The organism is Pseudoalteromonas sp. S2721, assembly GCF_005887425.1.
GTDB lineage: Bacteria > Pseudomonadota > Gammaproteobacteria > Enterobacterales > Alteromonadaceae > Pseudoalteromonas > Pseudoalteromonas simplex.
In genome coordinates this window covers 59,459-74,539 of record NZ_PNCZ01000066.1, presented here as the reverse complement: position 1 = coordinate 74,539, position 15,081 = coordinate 59,459, and the positions used below count along the sequence as shown (strand labels likewise).

Genomic DNA, 15,081 nt, shown 5'->3' with positions numbered 1-15,081 from the left:
TTTAAATTTTGCATCAAAAAGTGTGTTTATTTTACCCTTTATAGGTAAATGCAAACTTGACGTAATAGCACTTTGTGTTACTTTAAAGTTGGATTTGTAAAATAAATGTTATTAAAACTTTGGGCGGAGGGAGCGAATGAGCTCGCATAAATTAATAAAAAATGCCTTTAAACTGAGTGCGCTGTCACTAGGTTTATACGGCTTTACAGCACAGGCTGCGATTGATTGCAGCAACTTAGAAGTGTGGCAACAAGGGCAAACTCATGTTGGTGGTGATCAGGTTCAAGCACAAGGTAGCGCTTATGAAGCCAAGTGGTGGACGCAAACTAACCCTGTGGAGACTTCTGGTGTCGATCAAGAGTGGCGTTTATTGGGTGTTTGTGACAGCGTTGTCAATGAGGATCAAGCACCTCAAATTAGCAGCTTAACACCCGCAGAGGGTTCTTTATTTACCACAAGTGACAGCGTTGTCATAAGTGCGATTGCCGCTGATCCTGATGGTAGCGTGGCAAGTGTTGAGTTTTTTGTTGATGGAACATCGCTGGGTGTTGTGACAAGCACACCTTACTCTGCGAGCTGGCAAGCAACCCAAGGCAGCCATGTGATCAGTGCGGTCGCAACGGATGATTTAGGGCTAACCTCTACAGCGGTTGCACATTCAGTGAGTGTGTCTGATGACGTTGAGCCGGATAACCAAGCGCCAGTGGCAAGCATTGAATTTAGCTCACTGCCATCACAAGTAACGGTGGGTGACAGTGTGGTGTTTGCGCTTTCTGGCACTGATAGCGATGGCCAAGTGACTGCGTTATCGTTAACTGAAAACAGCACTGAAGTTCATCAAGCAAGTGCTGCTTCTTCAAGTTACACGTGGCAGGCTCCAGCACTTGGGCAATTTTCATTTACCTTAACGGTGACCGATAACGAAGGCGCGACGGATACACAAAGCAAAGTTGTGAATGTTGTTGAAGCAACAGAGCCAGGTACAGATTGTAAACCACAAGGCTTATACCAAACACCGGGTGTCAATACCCCATACTGTAGCGTGTATGATGCAAATGGCCGCGAGAAAATGGGCCCAGATCATCCACGCCGCGTTATTGGTTATTTTACGAGTTGGCGAAATGGTGCCAATGGTCAGCCAAGCTACTTAGTTAACGATATTCCTTGGGACAAGATCACCCATATCAACTATGCCTTCGCGCATGTTGATGGTAATAACAAGGTCTCGATTGGTGATCCAAATGCAGCTGGCAACCCAGCGACAAACATGACTTGGCCGGGCGTTACAGGCGCTGAAATGGATCCAAGCTTTAGTTACACAGGTCACTTTAACTTACTCAATAAATTCAAAAAACAACACCCAGATGTAAAAACCTTAATCTCTGTAGGTGGCTGGGCTGAAACAGGTGGTTATTTTGGTGAAGACGGTACTCGCGTAAACAGCGGTGGTTTCTACACGATGACAACCAATGCCGATGGCTCAGTAAACCAAGCGGGGATTGATGCCTTTGCGAAAAGTGCCGTTGAGTTTATTGAAACCTACGGTTTTGATGGTGTCGATATTGATTACGAATACCCATCGTCAATGAATGACTCAGGCCACCCTGATGATTTTCCTATCTCTAATGCTCGTCGCGCAGGTCTTAACGCCTCGTATCGTGTATTGATGCAAAAACTACGTGAAGAGCTTGATATTGCAGGTGAAAAGGCAGGTAAACATTACTTACTAACGATTGCTTCGCCATCTTCAGGTTACTTATTACGTGGCATGGAAACATTCCAAAGCGTGAAGTATCTCGACTACGTTAACATTATGTCTTATGACTTACATGGTGCATGGAATTCACATGTAGGCCATAACGCAGCCTTGTTTGATACCGGTCTTGATTCTGAATTAGCGCAATGGGGCGTTTATACCACCGCTGAGTTTGAAGGTATTGGCTACTTAAATACGGATTGGGCTGTGCGTTACTTCCGCGGCGCGGTCTCTGCAGGTCGAATTAATATTGGTATTCCATATTATACCCGTGGCTTTAAAGATGTATCCGGTGGTACTAATGGTTTATGGGGCCAAGCAGCGCTGCCAGATCAATCAAAATGTGCGAAAGGGACTGGCGTTGGTGAGAAAAATCAATGCGGTAATGGCGCACTCGGCATTGATAACCTATGGCACGATAAGAACGATGTTGGTGAAGAAATGCCAGCAGGTTCGAACCCACTATGGCATGCGAAAAATCTTGAAAATGGCATTAACCCTTCTTACCTTGAAATCTATGGTCTAACGCCAGAAACCGATGCAGATGATGTACTAACGGGAACTTACACACGTTTTTACGATGATGTAGCGGTTGCTCCATGGCTATGGAATGCAGAGAAAAAGGTTTTCTTATCAATTGAAGATGAGCAATCAATGGCAACCAAAGTTGATTATGTTATCAACAATGGCCTTGGCGGCATCATGTTCTGGGAGCTTGCCGGTGACTATGATTATGACTCAGCGAAAGGTGAGTACTTCATGGGCTCAAGCTTAACCACACTTGCTTACGATAAATTTAACCAAAGTGGTGTGGCTTACAACACTCATCAAGGCAATGTCGATTTCAGCCTGCCAAGCGAAGCGGTTGATGTAAGCTTTACAGTGAAAGACTTCCCAATTGGTGATGATAACTACCCAATCGCACCTACATTTGCATTCACCAATAACTCAGGTATTGACTTAAGCGGCGCAAAAATCAGCTTTGATGTGCCCGTTTCTACCTCGGCAATTTTCAAATCAAATTGGAATGCACAAGAAAAGCTCGGTATGGCTGTTGAAGTAAATGGCTCTAATGCGGCTGGCGATAATATCGGCGGCTTTGAAAATGAGTTTCATCGTTTTTCAATCACCTTAGTGAATGAGTGGGGCGGTATCGAAAAGTCATTTAACACAGGTGAAACCGTTGAGGCGCAAGTTATGTACTACATGCCAATTACGGGGCCAACTAACTTCACCATTGAGAAAAATGGCAAAACCTATGCCTTCAAATACGAATACCCAATGCTACCAGATGGCACAGCTGGCAGTGGTGATACTGGCGGTCACACCGGTGGTGATACGGGTGGCGAGGGAAGCTGTAATGGTGTTGATGTAGCAAGCATCCCTGTGTATCCAAATTGGCCGCAAACTGACTGGGCTGGTAACCCAAGCCATGCTGTTGGCGGCGACCTAATGAATCACAACAACGTGATTTACGAAGCAAAGTGGTGGACGAGCACAGAGCCAGGCACATCTGCTGACTGGACGGTGAGTTGCACGCTTTAACCAACTAAGCGGAGCAAGCACTTTGCTCCGCATTTCTACAGCGAGAACAACAATGAAAGTAATGAAATCAAAGGCATTGTCTTTATCGGCAGTGGCAACCAGCATGCTGCTTGCCTGTGCATCAAGCCATGTGAATGCCCACGGATTTTTAGAAAGCCCGAAGGCTCGTCAAGCGATATGTAATGCTGATGGTGGGTACTGGTGGCCTGCTGATGGCAGTGGTATTCCTAACCTAGCTTGTCGTGCAGCGTTTGTTGAAGCAGGGCATGTACAGTTTGTTCAAGACATTGAATTTTCAGCTAATACCATTGATTACACAAGCCTTGATGCAGTAAAGCAAAGCGTGCCTGATGGCCGATTATGTGCCGCAGGCGACCCTGAAAAACGCGGTATGGATTTACCTTCAGCGCATTGGCAACGCAGTGAGGTTATTCCTAATGCGAATGGCGATATTTTAGTGCGTTTTTTAGCAAGTACGCCGCATAACCCGAGTTTTTGGCAGTTTTATTTAACAAAACCGGGCTTTGATAGTGCGACTCAAGTGCTTACTTGGGATGACCTAGAGCTTGTTGAAGAGTACGGTAATCTTGATTTTAGCATTGATGCTAACAACGGCCGTTACTATGAAATGAGCGTATCTATTCCACAAGGGCGCAGTGGTGATGCCATTTTATACACGCGTTGGCAACGAGATGATGCCGGTGGCGAAGGCTTCTACAACTGTAGCGATATTAATATTGTCAGCGATGCGACCCCGACAGAGCCAACCGATTGGGCAGCAATTAGCTACTTTGTTCGTCAAGGACAAGACGCTGAGGTTGGCGGTAGAGTGTCAGCGAGGTTATTTGATGAAAATGGCCAAGAGTTACTCACTCAACAAATGCAGATCACAGCTGATAACCAAGCTAATTGGCAGGCTGAATTTGCAGCGCTGTTAAACCTTAATTACGCGCACTTAGTTAATATTGGCGTGCAAAATAGCGCTGGAGATATTGCCTTTGATGCGTCTGATTTAATGACTAATCAGGTCTTTACAACGAATGCAAATTACAGCTTTGCACTAAGCGTACAAGCGGCTCCTGACAATACCGCGCCAATTATTCATCAACCAGATGACCTTCAAGTCGAAGAAGAAAGCAGCACCGCGATACACCTACACGCCTTTGATGATCAACAAAGCACATTAACTTATAGCTGGGATGTACCTGCACCACTGAGCTTTACGGGTAGCGATGCCAACATCACGCTAAATGCCCCCTCTGTAGATGCTGATACAAGCTACACCGTAAGAGTATCGGTGTCAGATGGCGAGCTCACAAGCCAAGTAAGTTTTACCATGACTGTGCTCAATAGCACTGTGGTCGACCCTGATCCAGTTGATCCGAGCGTGCCTGCTTGGAATAGCACAAGCCAATACAACACGGGCGATAAAGTGAGTTTTAACGGCGGAGTTTACAGTGCGAAATGGTGGAACCAAGGCGCACAACCAGACAGTAGTGATGCATGGCAGCTTGAATCAGGCAGTGCATCAATCGAGTGGAACAGCGGCAAAGCCTATCAAGGCGGCGACGAAGTAACCTATCAAGGACAGCGCTATCGAGCGCAGTGGTGGACCCAAGGAGATGTACCGGGTGCCAGCCAAGTATGGACAGAAATCTAAAGTTTTGTAGTTCAAACTTTATCAATAACAGCGTAACGCTATATAAAAACAGATAAGAGAGAATCATGAATATAAAACAATTAAGCGCAGCCATTGGTGTTGCACTCTTTGCAAGTGCAGCGAATGCAGCACCTTCAACACCAACCATTATTTGGGAGCCACAAGAGTACTCATTTGTTGAGGTTGATCTTGAAGGTACAGGCTCATACAAGAGCTTGGTGAACCGCGTTGATGAAGTCACTATCAGCATTGAATGGAACGCATGGAGTGGGGATGGCGGCGACAGCTATAAAGTGTACTTCGATGATATGCTAGTAAATGAAGGCTCACTGGCAGCAGGCACTAAAAGTGGTGTTATTAGCTTCCCGTATGATAAAGCAGGTCGTCACACATTATATGTAGAACTATGTGAAGGCGGTACCACCTGTGCTCGCAGTGAAGGTAAGCCAATTGTTATTGCCGATACAGATGGCGGTCACTTAGCGCCATTGCCGATGGATTATGATCCAAACAACCAAGATATTGGTACCAAAGACGGCCTTGTTACCGGTGCCTACTTTGTTGAATGGGGTATTTATGGTCGCGATTTCGACGTAACCAATATACCAGCACAAAACCTCAGTCATATCTTGTATGGGTTTATTCCAATTTGTGGACCTAATGATTCGTTAACAGGTGGGCCTAAAAACGCGCTAAATACTGCCTGTGCGGGTTCGCAAGATTTTGAAGTGGTGATCCACGACCCGTGGGCTGCGATTCAAAAAGCGCTACCAGGTGTTGATAGCAATGACCCAATTCGTGGTACGTATTCGCAGTTAATGGCGTTAAAGCAGCGCTATCCTGATCTTAAAATTTTACCATCAGTGGGTGGTTGGACTTTATCAGACCCATTTGCTTATTTTACCGATAAAGCAAATCGCGACACGTTTGTGGCATCAATGGAAGAGTTTTTAAGAACGTGGAAGTTCTACGACGGTGTTGATATTGACTGGGAATACCCGGGTGGTCAGGGTGCTAATCCAAATTTAGGCGACCCAGTTGCTGACGGCCCTGCATACGTTGCGTTAATGCAAGAGCTGCGCGCAATGCTTGATAAGCTTGAAGCCGAGACAGGTCGTGAGTATGAATTAACATCAGCGATTGGTGCGGGTTACGACAAAATTGAAGATGTCGACTACTCACAAGCTCAACAATATATGGATTACATTTTCTTAATGAGCTATGACTACTATGGTGCATGGAGCAATGTAACGGGCCATCAGGCTGCACTTTATTGTTCATCGCATTTCCGTGTTGGTCAGTGTGATGGCACGGGTGTCGATGAAGAAGGCGTTCCATATAAAGGCCCTGCTTACACAACTGATAACGCAGTGCAAAATCTACTTGCGCAAAACGTACCATCGAAGAAAATCGTGGTAGGTGCCGCTATGTATGGCCGTGGCTGGGAAGGCGTTTATCCAGAAAATGCCACTATCGCTGATAACCCTATGACAGCACCGGGCAACGGCAAACTTAAAGGCACTACAGCGCAAGGCGTATGGGAAGATGGTGTAATTGATTATAAAGGCATCAAAACTTACATGCTGGGCGCTGCAGAAAATGGCATCAATGGGTTTGAAACAGGTTATGACGAACAAGCCGAAGCCGCTTATGTATGGAACCGCAGTAACGGTAAATTAATTACATACGATAACCGTCGTTCTGTTTTGGCAAAAGGTGCTTATGTTAATCAATATAATCTAGGTGGTCTGTTTGCATGGGAAATTGACGCTGATAATGGCGATATTCTTAACGCTATGCACGAAGCGCTTGGTGGCACAGTAACTGAGCCTAGCAATAGAGCGCCGGTTCTATCTGTATTAAGCGCAGTATCTGTTAACTCTGGCGAAAGTGTATCTGTGTCTGCATCAGCAACAGATGCGGATAACGATCCGCTAAGCTTTAGCTGGACAGCTGACAGTGCGTTAACAGTAAGCGGTGAAAATTCAAATACCCTAGTTATCACAGCGCCATCAGTGACTGCTGATACGCAATACACGGTTGCTGTGAGTGTGAGCGATGGCGAGGCAAGTGTAAGCCGTAACGTTACTGTTAATGTTGTAGCACCAACGACAGGCGAGAACCAAGCACCAGTGGTTGCAGCAATTACTGATAAAACAGTGGCAGAAGACGCGAGTGTGGCTGTGGCGGTTTCGGCATCTGATGCTGATGGCGATGCACTTTCATACAGCTGGACAGTACCAGCAGGCTTAACGTTAGTGGGCTCAGGTGCTGATGTGAGCTTACAAGCGGGCAGCGTTGATGCAGATACAAGTTATGTTGTGTCGGTTTCAGTAAGCGATGGTCAAACTGCTACAGCAGTGAGCTTTAATGTTACTGTGACAGATTCTGGTACAACAACTCCGCCAGATGGTGAAACCACATGGGATGCAGCGGCGACTTATGTTGGTGGTGATACGGTGATTTATAACGGCGTAGAGTACACCGCTAAGTGGTGGACACAAGGTGAGCGCCCTGATTTAGGCGGCCCATGGGAGGCAACTTCACAACCAACAGATGGGAACGGTGATGTTGTGTGGCAAGCTGCAGGTATCTACAACGGTGGTGACCAAGTCACTCACCAAGGTAATAAATACGAAGCGAAATGGTGGACTCAAGGAGACGAGCCAGGCGTCGCGGATGTATGGAAAGCACTTTAAGTGTAACAACCACATTTAATGCCCATCATTAAAATGTGATTTCCCTTTAAAGCAGCCGCATGGCTGCTTTTTTGTGGGGGAAGTAGGTTGGGTAGAACGGAGTGAAACCCAACATAATCCATATAAACCTTTTCAAATTTCTTATCTTCAGACGCGCGAAACAAGTTTCACGCCTACGGGGGAAAACATAGGCGCTGGGGCGTGATGTAAAAACTCTGCTACAGACTCGTATCTCGCACCTCGAATCTCTTAACTTTACTCTTTCCCCTTGAAACTCGCTAACTTAAGACATTTCCCGGCTAAAGCCAGTCCTACGGGCTGCCACCTTGCATTTCGGAACTTTCCCCTTAAAACTTACTAACTTTCTGTTTCTCATTTCATACACTGATCTTTCAGGCATTATCAACCATACTTGAATAATATGATCTGTAAGTATTTAAGCTAAGGTGGATAAATGAGGTTAAGCGCGTTGTTTTTACTTACCGTTTTTGTATTTAGTAACTCGGTATTTAGCTGCGATAAAACCTTAAAAGTGGGAATTAGTCAGCAGTGGGCGCCTTATGTCTTTACGCAAAACGGTGAACTCACCGGCATAGATATCGATGTGGTCAACTTAGTACTAAATGAGGCAGGGTTTTGTGCAACATACGTCGTCATGCCTTCATCTAAACGCGGGTTTACAGAGCTTAAACACGGTAAAGTCGATTTACTACCTGCCGCAAGTTATAGCACAGAGCGTGACTCTTTTAGTTTCTTTTCAGAGCCTTACCGTAATGAAGTAATGCGCTTGTTTTGGTATCCTCATGGCCGGTTAGAGTCTTTAGACTTGCAAGGTTTGCTCGAACATCAGCAAGTTATTTTAACTAACAGCGGGAGCTACTTTGGATCTGACTTTACTCATTTAAAAGAAGAACCAAAGTATAAAGAGCTACTCGTTACTGTACCCTCTTTGCGCCAGCGGCTAGCTATGTTGGTTGCTAAGCGGGTCGATTTTTTTGTTGATGATGAATTAGCCGGTTTATATTTAATTCAAAAAAATAACCAGCAGGGGATCGAGTTGCATCCGTATATTGTCAATAATGATAGCGTCCATTTTATGCTGAGTGAAACAACCCTTTTAGCAGAAGACAGAGCAGCTATTAACTCAGCAATTATAAACAACCAGCAAGCGATAACCGAGATTATCGCTCGCTATGTTAAGCACTAAGCTAGCCTAATCACTAAATTATCCTAAACGAGTCACACGCAATTTAATTCGCCCCGCATTCGCCCCATAAAAGCGGTTTAGGTCGTTGGCAAAAGGACAAAACTCACCTGATTTAGCAATACGAATATCAGCACCCTCAGCAATTTCAAATAAATGATCGTCGTTGTTATCGATAGCACCAATTAGCGCAAACCATTGTGCGTGGGGTAAACGTCTAAACGGTTCAAGCACGGCCATTGGGATTTCTTTCACCCCAAGTTGGATATTGTCGCGGTGCCAACCTGCAGGTCCGCAACTAATGCCGTCGTCATACCAAGTTTGCTCTGGGTAAGGCGTAAATCGGTACGTGCCACCTTGCTCTAACATTAAGCCTGTGTGATTGTACTTTTCAGCGCCATACACAAACACATCTTTACTTTCGTCTATGCCCAACACCGTCATATTTTGTTTATCAAGCGCAATATGTGGGCTTAAGCCTTTAAATTTCAAGCGGGTTTCATCGCTATAAAGTACATCGTAATGAAGGCTTTTTAACGACTCCGGACGATAGCTCGTTAGGCGATTAATGCGCTCTGCTACTGTGTAATGAATGGTTGGTGCGAGCTTGCTTTGTTCGTTATCAACCAATACACAGCATTCGCGATCTACCAGTTTGAACAACGGGTTAAACCAAAAATAGTTTTGCTGATGACTAAGAGCCAGCGGATCTGGGGTAACGGTTACATCATCTTGTGCAATGAGGTTACGATGCTCTTCTGGGAGCAGAGAGTTGTAATTGATATCCGCGCTGGTAAGTAAGTTTAATGCAACGGTTTGTTCAATCAGCCACTCAATCGCATAGCGCAGACAAATGTCTGCTAAGCCATCACGATAATAGCCGCCACCCACATCAGAATGGGCGCCTGCAAACCAGATTTCTTGCACATGCGGTGCACTGTTTATAAGTGTGGGTTCAAATGCACGGCGTTTTTCATCAAGTGCCACGCAATGAAGGGCAGCTTTTATATTGCTTGCTAGTGTGTAGTTTTCAAAAATGACATGCTCAGCACCGCGGGTTGCTTTTGTTACTTTCGAAAAGCCTATTGATGCAACGGTATCGAATACACATAAGTACACATCATCACTGATAAGTGGCTCTAAACATTTGGCAAAGCGCCTTGCAAGAGCAGCACCGCGGCTAAAACCAGTTAGAAGTACCTTGTCGCCTACATTGTAATAGCTTTTAAAGTCGCCCATAGCCCGGTTTAAAATGCTGGCAACATCATCACCTCTTGGCGCAAGGGCTTGATTGAATAAACGTCGAAAGCGACTACCTTGGGTGCCTATACCTTGATAATAAAAGCTAAGTTGAGTTGGAAATGGTGTTGCGGGTTCGCTATTGAGGGCGCCGCCAAACAATAAATGAAGTTTAAGAATATTAGAAATACTGGCGTCTTCTTTGAAATGTGCGGCGCTGAATTGTTCAGCATCACGAGGCTCACTGCCTGTGCCATCAAAGTTGAAAATCAGCGTTTTAGCGGTCATAGCGTCATTCCTTTAGTGGTTTGTATAAACATACTCCCACTTTATGAAAATTTGAAGACAAAGATTCACCTAGACGAGCATTTTTGATGCTACGCTAACGTGGTTGCTAAATTAAAACTAAGTGGTTTATCAAGAGGTGTATTTTTGTAAGATTGTCAGTAATACTTGGTAGTCTTTTTTTATTTCAAATAATTTCGATTGTATCTCCTCAAAAGGGTGACGCTCATTGGCGATTAATACAATTAATTCGCTTAGGTGTTGATCTAATCTTGTAGCACCTAAATCGCCGCAGGCTCCTTTAAGTGAATAACTGGCTGATGTAGTTGTTTTAAAGTCTCTGTTCTGTATGGACTGAGATAGTGACGCTAATTTGACATGAGAACTATCTAAAAACATTTTGCTTACTCTAATGAGCAAGACCTCATTGTTCATGAGTCGGTAAAGTGCCGCTTTTTTATTCCAATGGTTCAATTCTAAACTTTCGCTTTTCGAGTTTGTTGTTTGCTGCTTCCCTGACATCTCACTGTTCATTTTTTATTTGCCTTTATAGTTATGTCATTTTGAAAAAATCTACAAAAATTTAAATTATTCACTGGTTGCGATAATACAAACGCAGCGATTTCTTCCTTGTTGTTTAGCCTGATATAGCGCTGTATCTGCACTGTTGATTAAATTTTCTGGAGTAAAATTTTTATCATCTGACAGTGTTGCGCTTCCCACGCTTATCGAGACTATTCCTGACTCTGTAGTTGGGTGTTTAATAGCTAGATTTTTAATGTTGGCCAATAGCTTATGAGCAATAAACTGTGCTCCTTGAATATCGGTATCAGGTAAAATACAGAGGAATTCTTCACCACCGTAGCGAATAGTTGTGTCTGTTGGTCGGTTAATACTATTTTTGATTTCTGTAGCTACTTTTATTAAGCAGTTGTCGCCTTGTTGATGTCCAAGCTGATCGTTGTATTGTTTAAACCAGTCTATATCGATCATCAGCACAGATAGTGCCTGACTATGACGTTTCGCAAGTAATAGATTTTGCGTCAGAGTCGTATTTAAAGAACGGCGGTTTTTTAATCCCGTTAGGCTGTCTTGCTGTGTCTGTTGTTTTAAAAGATCTGCTTGTTTCTTTAATGTCAGGTGTGCAGTCACTCTGTTTAGAAGGGTTACACCATAGACTGGCTTAGTTACAAAATCCACAGCGCCTGCTTGCCAGCATTGGTTTTGATCTTCTTGATCCATAATTGCAGTGATGAATATAACCGGAATATCTTTATAAGAAGGGTGAGCTTTTAGCTCTTTACACACATCAAGACCACTCATAGACCCTAACATGACATCTAACAAAATTAGGTCGGGTTTAATAGAGTCACAAACAGACATCACTTCTTCACCACAATTAATCGTGTGGGTTTTAAAATGTGATGCTAGTAGGCCTTCAATGACAGTCGCATTGATTGGCTCGTCATCGACTATCAAAATGATGGAATCATCAATCAGTTTGTTGTTATTTACTTCATTAGATTGCAAATTATCTTCTCCCTGAGTGTTGATTAAGCATAGACTGAATTTTTAGAATTTCTACAACTAAAGAATGGAAAATTATATTTTTTATTGGCGCTACTGATGAGATAGGACTAGAGTTTTTTTAGTTACATTAATTGAGGTCATAGTCTTGCTTTTTTCTCATCTAAATAATCGGCAGAGTAAAATACTCGTTGTTGATGATGAACCTACAAGTCTATTGGTGATGACTGAGGCTCTTGGTGATTTAGGTGAAGTTATTGGATGTGCGTCAGGAGTTGAAGCCTTAGGCGTAGCATTTTCATTCAGGCCCGATATTATTTTACTTGATATTGAAATGCCAAATATGAATGGCTTCGAAGTATGCAAAGCAATTAAACAAAACCCACTAACAGCCCTATCAATCGTTATTTTTGTTACCTCGCATAATGAACAAATATTTGAGTATCAGAGTTTTGAGAATGGTGGAGTTGATTTAATTCATAAGCCTGTAGACTTAAATCTATGTCGGTTGAGAATAGTAAATCATCTAAAAATGAAGCAACAGGAAGTGCAAATAAGTACTGCAAAAGATGACGTTGCGGCACTAATAGCTCAAGTTCCGGTATTTATTTCTTATTGGTCAGTGCAAGAGCTAAACCTTTTTAATAATGACATGACTTGTCAGTGGTTTGCCGTAAGTGGCAATGAGATGATTGGCCACAGAGCTAAAGATATTCTTCCTGATGATCTATACCTTGCTTTGCATAACTGTTTAGAAGAGCAAAAGCCGCAGGAAGTGTTAAATGTACCGTTTGTCGATCCGAGCGATAATATTGAGCATGTTAGGGCACAAATTAATTTACAATTTCATGAAGGACAAGCGGTAGGCGTTATATTGACGCTTACGGATATTACATCAATTAAGCGCACTAAAAAGTTATTAGCTGCTGAGTCTGAGCGATTGCGAGTAATGCTCAACTCGATTGGTGATGCGGTTATCGCAACAGATAATGAAGCCCATATTACGTTTATGAATCCCATTGCTGAAAAGCTAACGGGTTATTCAGCACAGCAGGCTCAGGCAAAACATATTGATGACGTGATGAAGTTGACTGATGCGTATTCAGGACAAAACCTAGTTAATCCTATCCTACTTGCTTTGCGAGAAAATCGTATTGTTGCTATGTCGTTAAATAGCCAATTAACAGCATTAGATAACCGTGTTTATCGAGTCGAAGATTCTGCTGCGCCAATTCGTGATGATGATGGTCGTGTCAGTGGTGGGATCATCGTTTTTCACGATGTTAGTGAGTCAGTGGCAATGGCAGTTAAAATGAGTCACCTTGCTAATCATGACTTACTAACCGACTTGCCTAATCGAGTCTTGCTTTATGATAGAGTCTCCCATGCTTGCAAAGTAGCCAAGAGCAAGGAGCAACAAGTTGCTTTAATTTTAATTGATATTGATCATTTTAAATACTTGAATGACACACTTGGTCATCAACAAGGTGATTTAATAATTAAACTTGTTGCGAAGCGATTAGAATCTTTAATTGATTTAAACTACACATTAGCGCGGATCGGCGGTGATGAATTTGCGATATTAATCCCTGAAATAAAGCTAACATCAATTATTGATGTGATTGCTACTGACATCATTAATACAATGAGTGAACCATTCAAAATTGATGAACAACCTTATATTTTGTCAGTGAGTGTAGGTATTAGCATTTATCCTAGAGAATCAGTGACAGCAGAAGATATGATGACTCATGCTGATGCCGCTATGTATAAAGCGAAAGAGCAAGGACGTAATCGCTTTTGTTATTACTCAGATGATTTAGAGCATCAGTTTAAACAGCGCCAAAGTGTTGAAAAACTGATTCGTACTTCGATAGAAAACGACAAGATAGAAGTTTATTATCAACCCAAGGTCGCACTGGGTTCACAAAAAATAGTCGGTGTTGAAGCACTTGTTCGGTTACGAGATACTAATAATCAAATTATATTGCCAGTTGAATTTATTCCTTTAGCTGAAGAGACTGGACTTATTAACGCTCTTGGTGAGTCAGTTTTAAAGCAAAGTTGTTACGCAGCAAAGGAGTGGTTAGATAAAGGCTTTCGTATCAAGGTTGCTGTCAATATTTCAGCAAAGCAGTTTACGGATAAAAACTTTTGCAACTTTGTGGCGCAAACTCTCCAAATGTCGGGCTTACCGAGTGAATTGCTCGAATTAGAAGTTACAGAAAGTTCGTTAATGGAAGATTTTGAAGTAACTAAGAGCATGCTGAATGATTTAGCGGTGCTTGGCCTGACTATTGCGATTGATGATTTTGGAACGGGTTATTCCAGTCTTTCATATTTAAAGCTTTTTCCGGTCGATGTTTTAAAAGTAGATCAATCATTTGTTAGAGACATGATGGTTGATTCGCAGAGTATGGATATAGTCAAGACAATAACAAGCTTAGCTCATTCATTAAGTCTATTAATTGTTGCCGAGGGAGTAGAAGAAAAACAGCACCTAAATAAGTTGATCGATTTAGGCTGTGAACTTGGGCAGGGGTACTATTTTTATAAGCCCATGCCCAAAGAAGAGTTTGATAAGCTATTAGTTTAAGTCACGGTATGGCTGTATAGGATGCCACAGCCGATAAAAATAAGTGCAACACCGCCAATTGCTTCGGCTTTTTTGCCTACCCAGCCACTCATTACGTTACCAAGTAGCGCGCCGATGGTAACCATAATTGTGGTTGCTAGGCCTATCATGGCGGCGGCTAAGTAAATATTCACTTTCATGAAAGCAAGGCTGATACCTACTGTCATAGCATCTATACTGGTGCCAACGGCAGTTAGTAGTGTGGCAATGAAAGAGCGCTTGGTATTCGGTGCAAGTTCCTCTTCATCGTCGTCATCTTCTTTACGACTCTCAAGCAACATATGAATACCCAAACCCACTAACAACACAAAGGCAATCCAGTGATCAAAGGCTTCAACGTAATCTGCACCGGCACTGCCAATCAGCCAGCCAACAATCGGTGCGATAGCTTCGATACAGCCAAACAATAAACCAAGCTTGATTGCACTCAGAACACGAGGATTTTTAAGTGTACTGCCTTTGGTGATTGAAGCTGCAAAAGCATCAGTCGACATAGCAAGCGATAAAACGCTTAGTGTAATAATATTCAAT

Annotated in this window: 9 protein-coding genes; 5 read left to right on the top strand and 4 right to left on the bottom strand. The window is 43.1% G+C overall.

The genetic code is table 11. From position 1 onward, the window contains the following. Positions 1–136 precede the first annotated feature (136 nt). The 4 genes from CWC02_RS18970 (at position 137) to CWC02_RS18955 (ending at position 8,867) form a co-directional block, all read left to right on the top strand. Entirely contained in the window at positions 137–3,301 is a 3,165-nt protein-coding gene (locus CWC02_RS18970; RefSeq protein WP_138619792.1) for a glycosyl hydrolase family 18 protein, read from the top strand. A gap of 52 nt (positions 3,302–3,353) precedes the next feature. Further along, on the top strand, positions 3,354–4,961 hold the full coding sequence (locus CWC02_RS18965; RefSeq protein WP_138619791.1) for a lytic polysaccharide monooxygenase: 1,608 nt from the start codon (positions 3,354–3,356) through the stop codon (positions 4,959–4,961). 65 nt (positions 4,962–5,026) lie between these two features. Continuing rightward, positions 5,027–7,660: a glycosyl hydrolase family 18 protein gene (locus CWC02_RS18960; protein ID WP_138619790.1), complete on the top strand. Its 2,634-nt coding sequence runs from the start codon at positions 5,027–5,029 to the stop codon at positions 7,658–7,660. Between the two features lie 454 nt (positions 7,661–8,114). Further along, on the top strand, positions 8,115–8,867 hold the full coding sequence (locus CWC02_RS18955; protein WP_138599357.1) for a substrate-binding periplasmic protein: 753 nt from the start codon (positions 8,115–8,117) through the stop codon (positions 8,865–8,867). An 18-nt stretch (positions 8,868–8,885) separates the two neighbouring features. Here CWC02_RS18955 and CWC02_RS18950 read toward each other — a convergent pair whose 3' ends face one another. The 3 genes from CWC02_RS18950 to CWC02_RS18940 form a co-directional block, all read right to left on the bottom strand. After that, positions 8,886–10,391, bottom strand: a complete 1,506-nt coding sequence (locus tag CWC02_RS18950; protein WP_138619789.1) for a phospholipase effector Tle1 domain-containing protein — start codon at positions 10,389–10,391, stop codon at positions 8,886–8,888. Positions 10,392–10,520: 129 nt separating this feature from the next. Next, positions 10,521–10,922, bottom strand: coding sequence for an Hpt domain-containing protein (locus CWC02_RS18945; RefSeq protein WP_054553455.1), 402 nt, complete (start codon positions 10,920–10,922; stop codon positions 10,521–10,523). 54 nt (positions 10,923–10,976) lie between these two features. After that, on the bottom strand, positions 10,977–11,918 hold the full coding sequence (locus CWC02_RS18940; RefSeq protein ID WP_138619788.1) for a GGDEF domain-containing response regulator: 942 nt from the start codon (positions 11,916–11,918) through the stop codon (positions 10,977–10,979). Positions 11,919–12,063: 145 nt separating this feature from the next. On the opposite strand from CWC02_RS18940, the gene CWC02_RS18935 reads away from it, so the two are divergent. Beyond that, on the top strand, positions 12,064–14,511 hold the full coding sequence (locus tag CWC02_RS18935) for an EAL domain-containing protein (RefSeq protein WP_249364141.1): 2,448 nt from the start codon (positions 12,064–12,066) through the stop codon (positions 14,509–14,511). Here CWC02_RS18935 and CWC02_RS18930 read toward each other — a convergent pair. Further along, entirely contained in the window at positions 14,508–15,080 is a 573-nt protein-coding gene (locus CWC02_RS18930; RefSeq protein ID WP_138619787.1) for a manganese efflux pump MntP, read from the bottom strand. The genes CWC02_RS18935 and CWC02_RS18930 overlap by 4 nt on opposite strands. Position 15,081 lies beyond the last annotated feature (1 nt).

Bases quoted from the DNA above. Each gene is read 5' to 3' on its own strand.
- CWC02_RS18970 (WP_138619792.1), top strand. From the start codon at position 137: ATGAGCTCGCATAAATTAATAAAAAATGCCTTTAAACTGAGTGCGCTG.
- CWC02_RS18965 (WP_138619791.1), top strand. From the start codon at position 3,354: ATGAAAGTAATGAAATCAAAGGCATTGTCTTTATCGGCAGTGGCAACC.
- CWC02_RS18960 (WP_138619790.1), top strand. From the start codon at position 5,027: ATGAATATAAAACAATTAAGCGCAGCCATTGGTGTTGCACTCTTTGCA.
- CWC02_RS18955 (WP_138599357.1), top strand. From the start codon at position 8,115: ATGAGGTTAAGCGCGTTGTTTTTACTTACCGTTTTTGTATTTAGTAAC.
- CWC02_RS18950 (WP_138619789.1), bottom strand. From the start codon at position 10,391: ATGACCGCTAAAACGCTGATTTTCAACTTTGATGGCACAGGCAGTGAG.
- CWC02_RS18945 (WP_054553455.1), bottom strand. From the start codon at position 10,922: ATGAACAGTGAGATGTCAGGGAAGCAGCAAACAACAAACTCGAAAAGC.